The organism is Hoylesella loescheii DSM 19665 = JCM 12249 = ATCC 15930 (assembly GCF_000378085.1).
In the GTDB taxonomy this organism is placed as follows: domain Bacteria; phylum Bacteroidota; class Bacteroidia; order Bacteroidales; family Bacteroidaceae; genus Prevotella; species Prevotella loescheii.
Genome location: NZ_KB899221.1, coordinates 16,177 through 34,819 on the forward strand (window position 1 = coordinate 16,177; position 18,643 = coordinate 34,819).

At 47.7% G+C, this 18,643-nt stretch carries 15 protein-coding genes and 1 tRNA gene; 14 read left to right on the forward strand and 2 right to left on the reverse strand.

Annotated features, from left to right (window positions below; all coding sequences use genetic code 11):
• The first annotated feature begins 12 nt into the window (after positions 1-12).
• From F453_RS0111265 to nrdG, 13 genes are all read left to right on the forward strand, one after another.
• A complete protein-coding gene (locus F453_RS0111265; protein ID WP_018968106.1) occupies positions 13-1,554 on the forward strand; it encodes a THUMP domain-containing class I SAM-dependent RNA methyltransferase in 1,542 nt (513 codons plus the stop codon).
• On the forward strand, positions 1,544-3,730 hold the full coding sequence (locus F453_RS0111270) for a S9 family peptidase (protein WP_018968107.1): 2,187 nt from the start codon (positions 1,544-1,546) through the stop codon (positions 3,728-3,730). Before F453_RS0111265 ends, F453_RS0111270 begins: the two co-directional genes overlap by 11 nt.
• 5 nt (positions 3,731-3,735) lie before the next feature.
• Positions 3,736-5,004: a phosphoribosylamine--glycine ligase gene (gene purD / locus F453_RS0111275; protein ID WP_018968108.1), complete on the forward strand. Its 1,269-nt coding sequence runs from the start codon at positions 3,736-3,738 to the stop codon at positions 5,002-5,004.
• Positions 5,005-5,125: 121 nt separating this feature from the next.
• Positions 5,126-6,058, forward strand: coding sequence for a hypothetical protein (locus tag F453_RS0111280; RefSeq protein ID WP_025790069.1), 933 nt, complete (start codon positions 5,126-5,128; stop codon positions 6,056-6,058).
• On the forward strand, positions 6,043-6,495 hold the full coding sequence (locus tag F453_RS0111285) for a YqaA family protein (RefSeq protein WP_009235990.1): 453 nt from the start codon (positions 6,043-6,045) through the stop codon (positions 6,493-6,495). Before F453_RS0111280 ends, F453_RS0111285 begins: the two co-directional genes overlap by 16 nt.
• 7 nt (positions 6,496-6,502) lie before the next feature.
• Positions 6,503-7,336 carry a metal ABC transporter solute-binding protein, Zn/Mn family gene (locus tag F453_RS0111290; protein WP_018968110.1) on the forward strand — a complete coding sequence of 278 codons (834 nt, stop codon included), beginning with the start codon at positions 6,503-6,505 and terminating at the stop codon, positions 7,334-7,336.
• Positions 7,333-8,103, forward strand: a complete 771-nt coding sequence (locus F453_RS0111295; RefSeq protein WP_018968111.1) for a metal ABC transporter ATP-binding protein — start codon at positions 7,333-7,335, stop codon at positions 8,101-8,103. The genes F453_RS0111290 and F453_RS0111295 overlap by 4 nt, the downstream gene beginning before the upstream one ends.
• Before the next feature lie 366 nt (positions 8,104-8,469).
• Complete coding sequence (gene rpe, locus F453_RS0111300) at positions 8,470-9,123, forward strand: ribulose-phosphate 3-epimerase (RefSeq protein ID WP_025790070.1); 654 nt, start codon at positions 8,470-8,472, stop codon at positions 9,121-9,123.
• Positions 9,124-9,372: 249 nt separating this feature from the next.
• Positions 9,373-10,833, forward strand: coding sequence for a sodium:solute symporter (locus F453_RS0111305; RefSeq protein ID WP_018968113.1), 1,461 nt, complete (start codon positions 9,373-9,375; stop codon positions 10,831-10,833).
• A gap of 306 nt (positions 10,834-11,139) precedes the next feature.
• On the forward strand, positions 11,140-11,502 hold the full coding sequence (locus tag F453_RS0111310) for a hypothetical protein (protein ID WP_018968114.1): 363 nt from the start codon (positions 11,140-11,142) through the stop codon (positions 11,500-11,502).
• 6 nt (positions 11,503-11,508) lie between these two features.
• On the forward strand, positions 11,509-11,922 hold the full coding sequence (locus tag F453_RS0111315) for a hypothetical protein (protein WP_025790071.1): 414 nt from the start codon (positions 11,509-11,511) through the stop codon (positions 11,920-11,922).
• A gap of 851 nt (positions 11,923-12,773) precedes the next feature.
• Positions 12,774-14,987, forward strand: coding sequence for an anaerobic ribonucleoside triphosphate reductase (locus F453_RS0111320; protein WP_018968116.1), 2,214 nt, complete (start codon positions 12,774-12,776; stop codon positions 14,985-14,987).
• Between the two features lie 125 nt (positions 14,988-15,112).
• Positions 15,113-15,619 (forward strand): anaerobic ribonucleoside-triphosphate reductase activating protein, encoded by a 507-nt coding sequence (nrdG, locus tag F453_RS0111325; RefSeq protein ID WP_018968117.1) that lies wholly within the window; start codon positions 15,113-15,115, stop codon positions 15,617-15,619.
• A gap of 223 nt (positions 15,620-15,842) precedes the next feature.
• Here the strand turns inward: nrdG and F453_RS0111330 are convergent, their stop codons facing one another.
• Positions 15,843-16,442: a sigma-70 family RNA polymerase sigma factor gene (locus tag F453_RS0111330; RefSeq protein WP_009236000.1), complete on the reverse strand. Its 600-nt coding sequence runs from the start codon at positions 16,440-16,442 to the stop codon at positions 15,843-15,845.
• A 621-nt stretch (positions 16,443-17,063) separates the two neighbouring features.
• On the opposite strand from F453_RS0111330, the gene F453_RS0111335 reads away from it, so the two are divergent.
• Complete coding sequence (locus tag F453_RS0111335) at positions 17,064-18,335, forward strand: O-acetylhomoserine aminocarboxypropyltransferase/cysteine synthase family protein (RefSeq protein ID WP_018968118.1); 1,272 nt, start codon at positions 17,064-17,066, stop codon at positions 18,333-18,335.
• A gap of 210 nt (positions 18,336-18,545) precedes the next feature.
• On the opposite strand, the gene F453_RS0111340 is transcribed toward F453_RS0111335, so the two are convergent.
• Positions 18,546-18,619 (reverse strand) — tRNA-Asp (locus F453_RS0111340).
• Positions 18,620-18,643: the final 24 nt, after the last annotated feature.

Consider the following 18,643-nt stretch of genomic DNA (forward strand, 5'->3'; position numbering starts at 1 on the left):
CAACTATATACAATGGAATTCGAACTCATAGCCAAAACCTTCATGGGTCTAGAACCCGTTTTGGCCAAGGAGCTTACCCAAATGGGGGCAAACAACGTACAAATTGGTAGGCGTATGGTGTCGTTTACAGGCGACAAAGAAACGATGTATCGCGCCAATTTCCAACTACACACGGCTATCAGAATATTAAAGCCCATCGCCAAGTTCAAGGCTAAGTCGGCCGACGACGTGTACGAGGAGATACAAAAGATAGACTGGAGCCAACATATCGAGGACGGAAAGACCTTCTCGGTAGACTCGGTGGTGTATTCGGAAGAGTTCCGCAACTCACGTTTCGTTACCTATAAGGTGAAAGACGCCATCGTTGACCAGTTCCGCGAACGCACGGGCAAACGCCCAAACATTTCGGTGAGCAATCCAGACATACGTTTGAACATCCACATTGCCGAATACGACTGTACACTTTCGCTTGATTCGAGTGGCGAGAGCCTGCATCGTCGCGGTTACAGACAAGAGTCGGTGGAAGCTCCGCTTAACGAAGTGCTGGCTGCTGGCATGATATTGATGACGGGATGGCAAGGCGAAACCGACTTCATCGACCCCATGTGTGGGTCGGGAACGCTTGTTGTGGAGGCCGCTCTCATAGCCCGCAACATCTCCCCAGGTGTTTTTCGTAAGAACTACGCTTTCGAAAAATGGCCCGATTTCGACCAAGAACTGTTCGACAATATATATAACGACGACAGCAACGAACGTGAATTCACCCACCACATCTATGGTTACGACATAGATATGAAGGCTGTGAACACGGCTAGGCTAAACGTTCGCGCATCGGGACTTACCAAAGACATCACCATCGAACAAGCCGACTTCAAGGATTTCAAGAAACCTGAGAACAAAAGTATTCTCGTTACCAATCCCCCATACGGAGAACGTATCTCCACTCCTAACCTTCTGGGTACGTATAAGATGATTGGCGAAAGGCTGAAACACCAATTCATGGGTAACGATGCGTGGGTGCTGAGCTACCGCGAAGAGTGTTTCGACCAGATAGGACTGAAACCTTCTATCAAAATCCCTGTGTACAATGGGTCGTTGGAGTGTGAATTCCGCAAGTATGCCATATTCGATGGTTCGCTAAGAGACTTCCGTCAAGAAGGCGGAGTGGTGAAAACCGACGATGAGAAACGCCAGATGGCTGAGAAAAATAGGTTTAAGAAGAACCGCGAATTTAAGAAAAGTCTGGACGATGATGGTTCGCAAGACACCGACGACATACGTTCGTACACCTTTAAAAACCACTTCGCGCACACCGAAGAGCGCAACGAAGAACGTAAACGCAGAAGAGCGGCATCGTTCTCAGACCGCGATGACAAACGCGGAGGCCGTTCTTTCGAGCGTGGTGGAGGCAAGTCCTTCGCTGGTAAAGGCAAAGATTTCAACCGCAAAGGAAAAAGCTTCGATCACAAAGGAAAGAGTTTCGATCGCACAGATAAGCGCGGAGGAAAGAACTTTGGACGTAATTCTGCTAACTTTATAGACCATGACGATTAAACAAATTATCGTGGGAGCGATGCTCTCCACAATTATTTTCGCACCGCAAAGTATGTCGGCACAGAAACAATTCACACTGGAAGACCTTAATTATGGTGGTAACAACTTCCATAATATGGTGCCCAAGAACCGCTACACCGCATGGTGGGGCGACCAACTGGTGCGTACCGACGCTGAATTTTGCGCACTTATAGACAAGAATACGGGAAAAGAAACCCGTCTGTTTAGCGTTGACGACATCAACAAATGGGTTGCATCTATCGGCAATATCAAGGTGCATTCGCTCTATCATGCCACTTTCCCCTACCCCAATCAACAGCTCGTGTTGCTCAACAGTAGCAAAATGCGTATGTTGGTGAACTGGAAAACCAAACAAGTGGTATGGAAGCAGGATGCAAAAGACGAGAACTTTGCCGACTGGAACGCCCAATCGCGCGCCGTTGCCTTTGTTAAGGGCGACAATCTCTACGTAAACAACGCCCAAGGAACACTTAAGCAACTGACAAAAGATGGTAGCCGCGACATCGTTTACGGTCAAAGCGTGCACCGCGATGAGTTCGGCATATACAAAGGAACGTTTTGGAGCAACGACGGACAAAAGCTGGCGTTCTACAGAATGGACCAATCGATGGTGGCCGACTACCCTTTGGTGGACATCGACACACGTATCGCCACCGAAACACCTGTTCGTTACCCCATGGCAGGCGAGAAATCGCACCTCGTAACGGTGGGAATATACGACCTGAACACAGATAAAACGGTGTATCTAAATACCGGTGACCCCACAGACAGGTATTTTACCAACATCGCTTGGGCACCAGACGGTAAGCTGATTTACCTTATCGAGATGAATAGGGCACAAAATCACTACTCACTAGATGCCTACGATCCCGCTACTGGTAACAAAACGGCTACACTTTACACCGAATCGAGCGACAAATACGTGCATCCCATGCACGCTATCACGTTCTTACCATGGGACAAAAGCCGCTTTATACTGCAAAGCGAGAAAGACGGCTACAACCATTTGTACCTCTTCGACACCAGTGGAAAGCAAATCAAGCAGCTTACTACAGGCAAATGGATTGTTGTAGACCTACTAGGGTTCAACGCCAAGACCAAAGAGGCCATCATCCTTTCTACCGAGGCAAGTCCCATTCAGAATAATCTCTATGCCGTTAACCTGCAAACAGGCACGCGCCGACTGCTAGACAACGGTAAGGGATGTCATGCCAACACCACTGGCGAAGGTGGTTCGCACAAGCCCGCACTAAGTTTATCGGGGCAATGGATTCTCGATAGCTACACCGAACCTACCGTTCCGCGCAACATCGACATTGTGAACGTGGCCTCGGCAAAGGCTACCCGCTACTTCACAGCCGAAAATCCATGGGTGGGATACACTGTTCCCGAGTACACTTGCGGAAAAATCAAGGCGGCTGATGGTACTACCGACCTGTATTATCGTATGGTGAAGCCCACCAATTTCGACCCGAACAAGAAATACCCCACCATCATTTACGTCTATGGAGGTCCTGGCGTGCGCAACGTTGAGGCACGTTGGCACTACTGGTCGCGTGGTTGGGAAACCTATATGGCACAGAAAGGCTACCTGCTCTTTATCCTCGACAATCGCGGAAGCAGTGCTCGTGGCCTCGCATTCGAGCAAGCCACGTTCCACCACCTTGGTGTAGAAGAGGCGAAAGACCAAATGAAAGGCGTGGAATATCTCACCTCCCTACCCTACGTTGACAAAGACCGCATGGGCGTTCACGGATGGAGCTTCGGCGGATTTATGACCACCACGCTCATCACCAGTCATCCCGAAGTGTTCAAAGTAGGCGTTGCTGGCGGTCCCGTTATCGATTGGAAGTGGTACGAAGTAATGTATGGCGAACGCTATATGGGCACTCCACAAAACAATCCTAAGGGCTATGCCGAGAGCAGTTTGCTGTCTAAAGCCAAGAATTTGAAAGGAAAATTGCAGATAATAACAGGCATGAACGACCCCGTAGTGGTGCCACAACACTGCCTGAACTTCTTGCAAGAGTGCATTAAAGTAGGCACACAGCCCGACTTCTTTGTGTATCCGGGCGAACCACATAACATGCGCGGACACCAAAGCACCCACTTGCACGAACGTATCTCACAATATTTTGACGATTATCTAAAATAAAACGGATGAACATTTTACTGTTGGGAAGTGGCGGAAGAGAACACGCGCTTGCCTGGAAGATAGCACAAAGTACTAAGGTTAGAAAGCTTTTCATCGCCCCAGGCAATCCCGGAACGGCCGCAGTGGGGCAAAACGTGGACATCAACGCCAACGACTTCGATGCCTTAAAGCGTTTCGCACTCGACAACGACGTGCAGATGGTGGTGGTAGGACCAGAAGATCCGCTGGTAAATGGTATCTACGACGACTTCAAGAACGATGCTCGCACGACCCATATCCCCGTTATCGGCCCGTCGCGAAAAGGCGCAACACTCGAAGGCAGCAAAGACTTCGCCAAGGCTTTCATGGCTAGGCACGCCATACCCACAGCGCGTTACAAAACCATTACCACACAAAACATCGACGAGGGACTGGCTTTTCTCGAAGAACTAAAAGCTCCTTACGTGCTCAAAGCCGACGGATTGTGCGCTGGTAAAGGCGTACTTATCTTGCCTACTCTACAAGAAGCGAAGGCAGAATTGCGCCACATGCTCGACGGTATGTTTGGAAACGCTTCGGCATCGGTTGTAATAGAAGAGTTTCTCAGCGGTATAGAATGTTCTGTTTTCGTGCTCACCGACGGCAAAGATTATCAAATTTTGCCCGAAGCCAAAGACTATAAACGCATCGGCGAGCACGATACCGGACTGAATACAGGCGGTATGGGCAGCGTTAGTCCTGTTCCTTTTGCCACTCCCGAGTGGATGAAGAAAGTGGAAGAGCGCATCGTTCGCCCCACCATAGACGGCTTATCGGAAGAAGGTATCGACTATAAGGGCTTCATCTTCTTCGGACTTATCAACGTGGAAGGCAACCCGATGGTTATCGAATACAACTGTCGAATGGGCGACCCCGAAACAGAAAGCGTCATGCTTAGGCTCAAAACCGACATCGTCGACTTGTTCGAGGGTGTGGCGCAGGGCAATATAGCTAGTCGAAAGGTGACTTTCGATGAGCGGGCTGCTGTCTGTGTGATGCTCGTTAGCGGTGGTTATCCCCAAGAATATACCAAAGGTTACCCCATCGAAGGCACGGAAAACGTGGGCGAGAGTATCGTCTTCCACAGCGGAACTGCCGTTAAAGACGGTCAACTTGTTACCAACGGCGGGCGCGTTTTGGCCGTTAGTTCGTATGGAAAAGACAAAGCCGAGGCCCTACAAAAGAGTTTCGAGGCGGCAAATGCCATACGTTTCACCGACAAGTATTTCAGAAAAGACATCGGTCAAGACTTGTAACAACCACCCCGCACACAAGCGAGAAATGTACAGTAAAGGCCTGTAATCAACTCGAACACGCCGTGTGGCGTAACGAAAGAAAGGCAATAGGCGGACTTACGACCGCCAGTAACATATAGATATGGTAGTAAAGAGATTACAAAACAGGATTGCGGAAAGCAGGATGACACTCACCTTCACAGCCATTTACGCAGTGTTGGTGTTCTTGGCCAGTGGACTAGTGGGCAAAAACCTCTGGTTTCAATTCGCATGCTTGGCCGTTTCTACCTACCTGATGGTAGAGTTTAACAACGTCAATGCCTTATTAAAGGTTTATAGTCGTATGGTTTCGTGCGCTTTCCTTGTGCTAGCGTGCACGGCAAACTATCTCTTTGCCTCACCATCGGCAGCCTTGGTGCAAGCCTGTTTTGCAGCTTTCTACCTCATTGTGTTCAATGCCTATCAAGAACGAACGGCTTCTGGCGTAACGTTCTACGCCTATGTATTCATCGGTGTGACCTCAACCATGTTCGTTCAGATACTCTTCTTCGTGCCACTGCTATGGATTTTGCATGCCACAAACGTGCTGGCCATGAGCTGGCGCAACTTCTGGGCGTCTGTTTTGGGCTTAATTGCACCCTATTGGTTCGTTGGTGCCTACCTCGTTTACAACGGTCAGCCCGAATTTCTCGTGCAACACTTCACCGATTTGGCCAACTTCAATCCCCTGTTTCAGTACGATCAGATAGACCATAACCACATGGCCACCATTCTTTTCGTTATACTGGTGTCGCTGATAGGTATCATTCATTATCTGCGAAGCAGTCGTAACGACAAGATACGCAACCGCATGATTTACGAAATGGTGATTGTTGTAGACCTATTCACCATTGCCTGCATCGTGTTACAGCCCCAACACGCCGACAACCTTCTGCCCATACTCATCATTAACACGTCGGCACTCATCGGCCACTTTATCACCCTCACCCGAACAGCAGCCACCAACGTCGTATTTTGCGTGCTCTGGCTTGCTTCAGTCTTACTCACCGTCTGCAATTTATGGATTCCCTTATAGCCCTACTCATCAATTACGGATACTGGGGCATGTTTCTCTCCGCCGTTTTGGCAGGTAGCGTTGTCCCTTTCAGTAGCGAAGCCGTTATGGTTGGCCTTCAAGCGGCCGGCTTAAAGGCGTGGCCACTCATCTTATATGGCACAGCAGGCAACGTCATTGGCGGCATGATAAACTATGGAGTGGGCCGATTGGGTCGTACAGACTGGATTGAAAAGTACCTGCATATTAAAAAAGAGAAACTCCAAAAGGCCGAAAACTTCATGGCCGGAAGGGGCGCATGGATGGGCTTTTTTGCCTTTCTGCCCATCCTTGGCAGTGCCATCACCGTGGTACTAGGCCTTATGCGTGCAAACGTAGCTATAACCGTGACAAGCATGACAATAGGAAAATTTATTCGCTTCGCCTTACTTGTGTTTGGCGCAAGCTTCTTAATTTAAAGTGCTTATGTACAAGAAAATTCTACTTTTCTTCGCTTTTGTGGTTCTGTTGCTTACCTCTTGCTCCATGCCTAATGGCGGAAGCAAGCGCACGGTGATGGTTACCATCGAACCGTTAAGATATTTTGTTGAGGCCATCGCAGGCAATCGCTTCACCGTTAAGACAATGGTGCCCATCGGCGGAAACCCTGAAACCTACGACCCAACAGCTCAACAAATGATCGAACTCTCGCATAGCGACCTTTACGTAAAGGTGGGCAACATCGGGTTCGAACAAACATGGATGAAACGACTCAAAGCCAACGCCCCGCATACCATCATCGTAGACTCATCAGAGGGTATCGTTCCCATCGAAAGTTCCGACGATGTACCCGACCCCCACACATGGATGAGCTGCCAGAATGCAGCCATTATCGCGCAAAACATCTATAAGGCGTTGCTGCAAATTGACAGGGAAGATAGCTTATACTATAAAGCCAACCTCGAAAAGCTACTCGAGAAGATTGAAGAGACCAGCAGCCAAATTCGAGAAAACATCACCAAAGAAAAGGTTACTACCTTTCTTATCTACCATCCCATACTCACTTACTACGCCAGCGAGTTCGATCTGCACCAGATTTTCATCGAAGACGAAGGGCGCGAACCCTCTGCTGCGCAGATAAAAGAAATCATCAACAGCGCAAAAGCCAAGCAAGTGCGTGTGCTTTTCATGCAAAAAGAATTCGCAAACCGTAATTCAGAGACTATCGCCAACGCTGTTGGTGCCGAAATTGTTGACTTCAACCCACTTGCTTACGATTGGGAAAAAGAGATGGTAAAGGTATCCAAATCACTGAAATGACTCCTCCGAAACAACCCATCATCAAACTTGAGCACGTGTTTGCAGGCTACGAAGAGAAGGTGGCCTTGCAAGATGTGTCGTTGGAAGTGTTCCACCACGACTTCCTTGGCGTCATCGGTCCTAACGGTGGTGGCAAAACCACCCTCATGCGGGTTATTCTCGGCATGATGAAACCTTTCTCGGGTAAGGTGTCTTACTTCCGAAACGGTGTTCAAGTACCCGAACTCACCATTGGCTACCTGCCCCAATACAACGACATCGACCGCCAATTCCCCATCGCTGTGGAAGAAGTGGTGTTATCGGGGCTTAGTCGACAAAAGAAACTTTTTGCCCCGTTCGATGCCAACCACAAGCAACTGGTTGCCCTAACCCTCGAAAAACTGGGTATGCAAGACTTTGCCAAACGCCCCATTGGTTCACTCAGTGGTGGACAATTGCAACGCGTGCTCTTGGCACGAGCCATCGTTTCACGCCCCGAAGTGGTGGTACTAGACGAGCCAAACACCTATATCGACAAGCGTTTTCAAGAACAAATGTACCAGATGCTCGACGTTATCAACCGCGATTGCGCCATCATCATCGTAAGCCATGATGTTGGTACCATCCTCCAAAACGTGAAAGCAGTGGCCTGTGTCAACCGAACGCTGCACTATCACGATACACCCGAGATTTCGAGCGATGAACTTAGCGAACATTTCGGATGCCCCATCGAATTGCTTGGACATGGCAACGTGCCTCACCGCGTGTTGAAAGCGCACGAAGACTAACAAGCAAAACGACGATTATAACTTGCCAAAGGCCATTACGATAAACAACAAAAAGATAAGCGTTTTCGTTAAGTCATCGCCTAAAGCAGAGAAAGTTAACAGCCTTATCAACTTGTTTGCCCACTAACTCATTAACGACTAAATGGGCCATAAATAATTATCTGCACCGCATACAATAAAGTACAACGCCGGGCGTTATTACTATATACATTATTAATATGGTAATATCGCCTATGAAGTATTTTACACCCGAAGAGCTTAAACCCTCAGAAAAAACCCTTAACATGATCAGGCAGATTGCCCATTGTTATAAATCCATACAGGTAAATGGCCAACGTTATACCATTTGCCTTAACTAAACAGATGATGAAAAAGCCACTGATAGCCCCCTCTTTGCTCTCGGCCGACTTCCTAAACCTCAACGCCGAGGTGGAAATGATTAACGAAAGTGAAGCCGATTGGTTGCACATGGACATGATGGACGGTGTCTTCGTACCCAACATCTCATTCGGTTTTCCCGTTTTAGAAGCCGTTGGCAAGGCTTGCAAAAAGCCTATGGACGTGCATTTCATGATTGTTCATCCCGAAAACTACATCGAACAGACGGCCAAGGCGGGCGCAATGCTCATGTGTGTGCACCAAGAGGCCTGCGTACACCTACACCGAACGGTTGCCAAGATACACGAAACGGGCATGAAAGCAGGTGTGGCACTCAATCCTTCGACACCCGTCAGCGTACTAGAAGACATCATCAACGATGTCGACCTGGTGCTGCTAATGAGCGTTAACCCGGGTTTTGGTGGACAAAAATTCATCGAAAACACCCTTAACAAGGTAAAACGCCTACGCCAACTCATCGACAAAACGGGTAGCAAAGCCCTTATCGAGGTAGATGGAGGCGTGCAAGCGCAAACGGCTCCATTGCTCATCGAAGCTGGTGCAGATGTGCTTGTGGCCGGCAACTACGTGTTTAAGTCGGCCAACCCCAAAGAAACCATTCACCAATTAAAAAGTTTATAAGGCTGGTTCTAAGAATAGTCTTCACTGTGTTTTTAGCTTTTAGCTGAACAGTTTTTGCTTACTTCTAGGGGAGCATGTAGCCTACGTGCCCACAAAATGATATCAGAGGGATGCCCACACGGTGCATCCCTCTTGCATTTTACGCTTCACCCCACCCCATCAATATATACAGGCGAACACATCCCACAACAAACTAATAGCACCGAGCATAAAGCTTTTCCGCGCAATTATCGTAACTTTGCACACGTTATGCTCATCATCTTAACCATACTCGCATACTTTGGCGTGCTACTTATCTTTAGCAAGCTAACCTCACGACGTGCCGACAACGCCACGTTCTTTCGTGCCAACAAACGTTCACCTTGGTATATGGTGGCTTTTGGCATGGTTGGTGCATCCATTTCGGGTGTTACATTCGTCTCCGTTCCTGGTATGGTCAACGCCATTGGCATGACTTATATGCAAACTTGCTTAGGTTTCATTGTGGGATATTTTGCTGTGGCCTTCATACTTCTTCCCATTTACTACAAGCTAAACCTAACCACCATCTACACCTACTTAGACAAAAGGCTCGGCCTATCTGCCTATCGCACAGGCGCAGGTTTCTTCATCCTGTCTAAAATTTCAGGTTCGGCCGTTCGTTTCTACGTGGTTTGCATGATATTGCAACGTTTCGTACTCGATGCTTTGGGCATTCCCTTCGCCCTAACCGTGCTTTCGATGGTGGCCTTGATATGGCTTTACACGCGTAAAGGCGGCATCAACACCCTTGTTTGGACAGATACCTTCCAAACCTTTTGCATGTTTTCCGCCCTCATTCTCATCATCTGGCAAGTTATTGGCGCACTAGGCATGTCGCCAACAGAGGCCATACAGGCCGTTGCAAACGACGAAAGAAGTAAGATGTTCGTGTTCGACGACTGGGTTTCGAAGCAAAACTTTTGGAAACAGTTCATCAGCGGTGCCTTCATCGTGGTGGTGATGACTGGCCTAGACCAAGACATGATGCAGAAGAACCTTACCTGTAAAACCCTGCGCGAAGCCCAAAAAGACATGTGCACATACGGGTTCGCCTTCGTACCTGCCAATCTGTTGTTCCTCGCCCTTGGCGTGTTGCTCTCCATGCTGGCTGCTCAGCGAGGCGTTACACTACCCGAAATGGGCGACGAACTGTTACCTCTCTTCGCTGCCAACGGAGCGTTGGGCATGTCGGTAGTGATGTTTTTCACCATCGGCATTGTGGCCGCATCGTTCAGCAGCGCCGATTCGGCACTCACCGCACTAACCACCTCGTTTTGTGTAGACATCTGCGGTCGGCCCAACGACGAACGCTTGCGCAAGCGCACTCACCTAGGCATGGCTGCCGTCTTTGCCCTTTTCATCCTCCTTTTCCGCGCATTGAACTCCACTTCGATGCTCGATGCCATATACATCCTTTGCTCGTACACTTACGGGCCGTTGCTCGGACTCTTTGCCTACGCCCTTTTCACCCGCCGCAACGTTGGTGGAAGGTGGGTGCTGGCCGTGTGTTTGGCAGCTCCCTTACTGTGTTTCGGCATCGAAACCCTCACGCAACAGTTCTCCACCTACCGCTTCGGCTACGAACTTTTAATGCTCAATGGCGCACTAACTTTCGTTGGACTATGGCTCACAGGTAGCAAGGAGAAACAAAACCGACAAAAAAACAGTATTTTTTCAACTCCCATTTAAACCTTTAACCCCAATCGGCGTCAAAGCAATAAACGATTGAAAATGAAAAGGGCAGACGCGCCCCGCACCTCACAACGATGTAGGAGCGAGGACCAACGCACTGCCCCACAGACAAGCCGGCTCGCGAAGAGGCTCGTGGCGCGTCGCGTCGCACCATTTGTTAGGCAGGTCGCTGCGACATGTTTACGCATATCCTACCCTTACAAGGCCATTCCCTGCCGGAGTTTGCATCTAACGATGTAGATTAGTCTTCTAGCTTGTTGGCTTGTCTTTTCGTTTTATTAAGGTACTTAAACAACGTCCGTCATGGAACAAACCAAACATTCGGTCGATGCCAATCGACAACCTTTCAGCGTTCCAGAAGGTTATTTCGACAACCTACCGCTCGCTGTGATGCAAAAAATAGACGACCAGAACGAGTCGCAAGTTAAGCGACGACGCTCCGTTCGACGCCTACGCCCTATCTATATTGCAGCGGCAAGCCTTTGTGCTGCCGTTTTCGGAGTTGCGGTATATCTCGGCGCGGGTAGTCGTTCTTCGTCCTCCATCTCGTCCACCATACCCCACTCCACCGTAGCGACAGCAACAGTGGGTGCCGATAGAGATGCCGTAGCCGACTACACGATGATGGATAATGAAGACATATACACACATTATTCCGAAATATAAACCAAAATGAAAAAATCTCTACTTACATTATTAATTGCATTAGCTACCACAACGATGGTGGCACAACCATCACACAAGTTCGACCCAGAACAATTTCAAGCTGAACTTGAACAATTTATCACCACCGAAGCATCGCTCTCGCCAACCGAAAGCGCTACCTTCTTCCCCGTGTATCGCGAATTGCGCAAAAAGCAACGCAACATCTTCGTGCTGATAAAACGTTATAAGCACGCCAATCCCACCGACAACAAGGCGGCAGCAGAGGCCATTAGGCAACAAGACAAGTTAGAAGTGGAAATGAAAGAACTGCTAAAAAGCTATCACGACAAGTTTATGAAGCTACTGCCTGCCACCACCGTCTTTAAAATACTTAAAGCCGAAGACAAGTTTCATAGGCAACTAATTAAAGGGAAGAAATAAAACAACGGTGAGACAAAACCGCTGTCTACTGACGGCGATACGCCCCCGAACGCAAGCCATGCCCCAACGATGGGCATGGCTTGCGTTGTTTATTTAACCCAAATCGGTCATTAGAGCCTGTACATATTTTGTGCGATTATTGAGCAGATTGTCAATTGGCCTGTCGAAGGTATAGCCGACTACGCTGAGAGAGGACGATAGTTAAGCTGCCGAACAAGCAAACAAAAAATGACATGAAGCCATGCAATCAATATAAAATGATAGATAAACGACCTAATAAACGATTGGGGGTTAAACATCAAAGTTAACATGCGGAGCAGTACAAAGCCGTTTGTAGGGTCACTACAAGTGCTTTGTAGCCACACTACAAACCTTTTGTAGTGGCACTACAAGCCTTTTGTAGCCCCACTACAAGCCTTTTGTAGCAGGGCTACAAAAGACATGTAGTGCAACGAGCGAAGATAAACGAGGGTGAAAAGCCGTATCAGTAAACTTTTAAACAAACAATGTACCTTCCTCTTTACCAAATCATTCAAGCCAAATCAACTCCAAAATAAAATTATATTCAAGAAAGAATTTCATAATAAAATATGAACCTTTCATAACGCCCAAAATAGACAAACAACTATGATAAAACAATGATAAGGTTTTCTATTTTTAGAAACTAAAAATCACTAATTCATTTAACAAGTTTCCAAAATAAAAATATAAACTATTAATAATCAATGGATTGACAAATATTAACACGTTAAAAGTTTCCCAAAAAGTATAACCATAGAAAATTTAAGCTAACTTTGTAGCAACAATAAGAACATTCAATTAACGATCTAACTACATATCCCATCACAAGAATGATACAGACAGTTGTAAAGAGAGACGGACGCATCGTGGGCTTTAACGAACAAAAAATAATGGCAGCCGTTCGTAAAGCGATGCTTCATACCGACAAAGGCGAAGATGAAAGATTGGTTCAGCAGATAGCAGACCGCATCGGATTTGCGGGAAAACCACAAATGACGGTGGAAGATATCCAAAACCAAGTGGAAATGGAGCTGATGAAGAGTAGCCGCAAAGATGTGGCTAGAACCTACATCGCCTACAGAAACCAACGCAGCGTGGCCAGAAAGGCCAAGACGCGCGATGTTTTTTTGGAAATCATCAATGTAAAAAACAACGACATTACGCGCGAAAACGCCAACATGAACGCCGATACGCCAGCGGGAATGATGATGAAGTTTTCGAGCGAAACAACCAAACCGTTTGTCGACGACTACCTGTTGAGCGAGGAAAGTAGGGAAGCCGTGCGCCAAAACCGACTGCATATACACGACAAGGACTATTATCCCACCAAGTCGCTAACTTGCTGTCAGCACCCCCTAGACCATATTTTAGAGCGCGGTTTCTCGGCTGGGCATGGCTCTTCGCGTGCCGCCAAGCGCATTGAGACGGCCAGCGTGCTAGCTTGCATATCGCTGGAAACGGCGCAAAACGAGATGCACGGCGGACAGGCTATACCCGCTTTCGACTTCTATCTTGCACCTTACGTTCGCTCAAGTTTTGTAGAAGAACTCAAGGCTTTGGAGAATCTCACAGGCGAAAACTATGCACACCTATATAATAAGGAGATAGACGACTATCTGAAAAAGCCACTCGATGGGCTTGAAGGCGAGGCGCGCATGGTGCAGCACGCCATCAACAAAACCGTGGCCCGCGTGCATCAAGCCATGGAGGCCTTTATACATAACATGAACACCATCCATTCGCGCGGTGGCAACCAAGTGGTTTTTTCGTCTATCAACTATGGCACCGACACATCGGCAGAGGGCCGTTGCGTTATCCGCGAATTGCTAAACAGCACCTATGATGGTGTAGGAAACGGCGAAACGGCCATCTTCCCCATACAGATATGGAAGAAAAAGCGTGGCGTGAACTATCTTCCGGGCGAACCCAACTACGACCTTTACGGTTTGGCTTGCAAGGTAACGGCACGACGTTTCTTCCCCAACTTCCTCAACCTAGACGCCACCTTCAACCAAAGCGAGGCTTGGAAGGCCGACGATCCTAAGCGTTACATGCACGAGGTGGCAACAATGGGATGCCGAACACGTGTTTTCGAAAACATATACGGCATGAAAACGTCGGTGGGAAGAGGCAACCTGTCGTTCTCGACCATCAACATCGTAAGGCTAGCCATCGAGTGCATGGATATAACCGATAAGGAAGCCCGCATAAATAGCTTCTTTGCGAAACTCGACAACATGCTAGACGTGGCCGCAAGGCAACTTAACGAACGATATGACTTTCAGAAAACGGCCATGGCTAAACAGTTCCCGTTGCTGATGCGTAGCTTATGGACCGGCGCAGAAGAACTTTCGCCCGACGAAACCATAGAAAAAGTGATTAATCAGGGTACTTTAAGCATCGGCTTTATTGGTTTGGCAGAATGTCTTAAAGCCTTAGTTGGCGCCCATCACGGTGAGAGCGACGAGGCACAACAGCTAGGTCTGCGCATCGTAGACTACATGCGCTGTCGCTGCAACGAGTTTTCAGAGAAGTATCACCACAACTTCAGCCTGTTGGCAACACCTGCCGAAGGACTGTCGGGTAAGTTCACCAAGATAGACCGCAAGAAGTTCGGTGTGTTGGAAGGCATTACCGACCGCGACTATTACACCAATTCTAACCACGTACCCGTGTATTATAAGTGCAGCGCACGCCACAAAGCCGAGGTGGAAGCTCCCTATCACGAGATGACAAGGGCTGGTCACATCTTCTATGTAGAGATGGATGGCGACGCCACACACAACCCGCAAGCCATCATGAACGTTGTAGACATGATGGACCACTATAACATGGGCTATGGCAGCGTTAACCACAACCGCAACCGCTGTATGGATTGCGGGTTTGAAAACGCCGAAGCCGACTTGGAGGTTTGTCCGCAATGTGGCAGCAAGCATCTAGATAGGCTGCAACGCATCACGGGTTATCTCGTTGGAACTACCGACAGATGGAATAGCGGTAAGTTGGCCGAACTGAAAGACAGGGTGATTCATGAAACCAAATAAGGTGCACGAAAGCGAGGCTAGCAGCAGTTTGCAAGGCTAAGCATACAGCACGAAAAAACGGCAAAATCGTGTTTGGCAGAGCGTATCGCTTTACAAACACGATACACAACAAGCTTAATTCGATAATGGCTGACAACAAATACACATTGCGCGTACTGTCTATCATTGAAGACACCACCGTAGACGGACCAGGATTTAGAACCTGCATATACTGTGCAGGATGTACCCACGCGTGCGAGGGTTGCCATAATCCGCAGTCGTGGAACAGGGGTGGCGGTGAAGAAATGAACATCACCCGCATCATGCAGGTGATTAAGGCCGACCCCTTTGCCAACGTTACGTTCAGCGGAGGCGACCCCATGTTGCAAGCGGAGGCGTTTACGGCATTGGCAAAAGAAATAAAACGACAGACGAAGAAAGACATTTGGTGCTATACGGGCTTCACGTTCGAGGCCCTACTTAAAGACGAAGGAAGACGGGCACTGCTAGAACAGCTCGACGTGCTTGTAGATGGGCCATTTGTTCGCTCGCTTCGTGATGTGAGTTTGCGCTTTCGTGGCAGTTCCAATCAGCGTCTTATCGACGTGCAAACATCGCTAGCTAAGGGGAAAGTTTCCCTTTGGCAGGGATAAAGTACAGAAAACAAACATCCCTACTAGGTGAAGAAAAAGACAAAGGCTTCATTTCGAGTTGCTCGAAACGAAGCCTTTATCGTGTTTGGTCGAATAGCCTTTATGGGGCTTTCAAACCATGACTGGCGCATGTTATCTTACGCCCTATATATTTTATAATGTGTATCGGTGCACGCAATTGCAGCAAACGCCAACCCGCGGGCACACTCGCACAGTCGTTATTCTAGTCTAATTGAAGGGCCACACCATTAGCGGCGGCCATACGACGCATGTTCATCACAGCGTAGCGCATACGTCCCAAAGCCGTATTGATACTCACATTGGTGAGTTCAGCAATCTCCTTGAAAGATAGGTCTTGATAAAAACGCATAAACACAACCTCTCTTTGGGTTATCGGCAGAAGGTTCATCATACGCTGAACATCGCACAGCACCTGCTCTTTAACGAAGTGGTTTTCAATGTTAGCATCGAGAACGCCCGCTGTGGCCGTATCGCCATAAAGGTCGTTTTCGTTGTACACCTCCATCGTCTTTTCGTTTTTCTGTCGGCGATACCAATCCATCACCGCATTATGTGCTATACGCAACATCCAAGAAACAAACTTCCCGCTGGCGCTATACTTACCTTCGTGAAGCTTGGAGATGATTTTGACGAACGTTTCTTGAAACAAGTCTTCCGCCATATTCCTGTCGTGTACAATGAACAAGATGTAAGAAAACAGCCTCGACTGATTGCGTTCAAGCAGCAAGTCGAAAGCTCTATTATTCCCATTGACGTAAGACATGGCCAATTCTTCGTCGGTCATTTCGCTAATCTTAATCATTTTCTAAATGGTTTTGATATGAAGTACACGTCTGTCGATAGGCTCTACCTTTTAAGTTATTGTATTTTTAGCGTTAAAAATTCTTTGCAAAGTTATGTATTTTTGCGGTCTTCACCAAATGTTTTGACGTAAATCACTAGCTTTAAAAGGAAGAAAGATGGTGCAAAGTGCGGTTTTCTGAAGAATAAGCCTATTCTTAGTACATGGTATTTAGTGAAATAAAAATAGCAAGAAAGCTATCTGCAAGGGTGCCAAAAACGATGCTGTTGGTAGGTAAGTGAGGGTAAAACTAGGCATAAAAAAGAGGTTGGTGCAGGATGCTACCAACCTCGGAGTGTGATTTTGACAATCTCAAAATCGAATTAAGTGTTAGCAAATTTAGGCCTTATAATCGAATAAACCAAACTTTTCGGATAATATTTTCGTATTTTAACGTAATTAATTCTAATATAAGACATTTGTGAACATTTGGCAATAGCTATACGGTCTCGAATCTGTTTTTACCCTCTCCAACCCTCACAGAGGCATTATCGGTTCGTGTTTCTTGCCTATCTCGCTCTTTTTTAGTTACTTTGCATACAGCAAACGGCACTAGCAACAACTTTAAAATACAACAGAACGATGAAGAAACAGACATTATGCGTACAGGCAGGATGGGAGCCTAAGAACGGCGAACCTCGCGTGTTGCCCATCATTCAAAGTACAACCTTCAAGTACGATAACACGGAAGAGATGGCTATGCTTTTCGACTTGAAGAAAGAGGGCTACTTTTATACGCGCCTGCAAAACCCTACCAATGATGCTGTAGCAAAGAAAATTGCCGCGCTAGAAGGTGGTGTGGCTGCCGTTCTTACATCGAGTGGACAGGCCGCCAATTTCTATGCGGTGTTTAACATCTGCGAGGCAGGCGACCATTTCGTTACTTCAAGCGAGATTTATGGCGGAACTTTCAACCTCTTTGCCGTAACACTCAAGAAGCTTGGTATCGACTGTACGTTCGTTCATCCCGATGCTTCGGACGACGAGATACAGGCTGCTTTCCGTCCCAACACCAAGCTGCTCTTCGGCGAAACCATATCAAACCCCAGCTGTACGGTGCTCGATATTGAAAAATTCGCACGCATAGCCCATCGTAATGGCGTGCCCTTAATTATGGATAACACCTTTGCCACGCCCATCAACTGTAATCCTTTCGAGTGGGGATGCGACATCGTTACCCACTCTACAACAAAATATATGGACGGACACGCTACCTCCGTAGGTGGCGTTGTGGTGGATAGCGGCAACTTCAATTGGGATGCGAACGCTGAAAAGTTCGCTGGACTATGCACACCCGACGCCTCTTACCACGGCCTCACCTACACTAAGGCTTTCGGAAAGATGGCTTATATCACGAAAATGGTGGTTCAATTGATGCGCGACCTCGGCTCGACACCAGGACCACAAAACTCTTTCCTACTCAACATCGGCCTTGAAACGCTACACCTGCGCATGCGACAGCACTGTCAAAACGCACAAACAGTGGCCGAATTTCTACATAACGACCCACACGTGGCATGGGTGCACTATTGTGGATTGAAAGACGATGCCAACCACGAAAAGGCAAAAAAATACTTGCCTAACGGTTCGTGTGGCGTGCTTTCGTTTGGTTTGAAAGGTGACAGAGCAACTGCCGTGAAGTGGATGGACGCGTTAAAGATGATTGCTATCGTTACGCACGTCGCCGATGCACGTACCTGCGTGCTGCATCCTGCTAGTCATACGCATCGCCAATTGTCTGATGAACAACTACGCGAAGCAGGCGTTTCACCCGGCCTCATTCGCCTATCGGTGGGCATCGAAGATGTGGAAGATATTCTGGCAGACATCAAACAGGCATTGGAAAAAATCTGATGACATTCAACAACGTAACGTTAAGATTACGTTGAGTAAGAAACAAAGATCGGGAAGTGTAGTTCGCCCTTGTCATTAGATAGGGTTTACACACTTTCCCTGCCTTCGAACAAAACGAAAGAGCAAGTACAAGGCAACGCTGAAAATAACACCCCAGACATAGTGATATACGAAAAAAGGAACAAGATTACTCTTGTTCCTTTTATGTTGCGGTGCGTACGAGATTCGAACTCGTGACCTCCTGCGTGACAGGCAGGCATTCTAACCTACTGAACTAACGCACCTTTCCATGTGCGAACATTAACTTT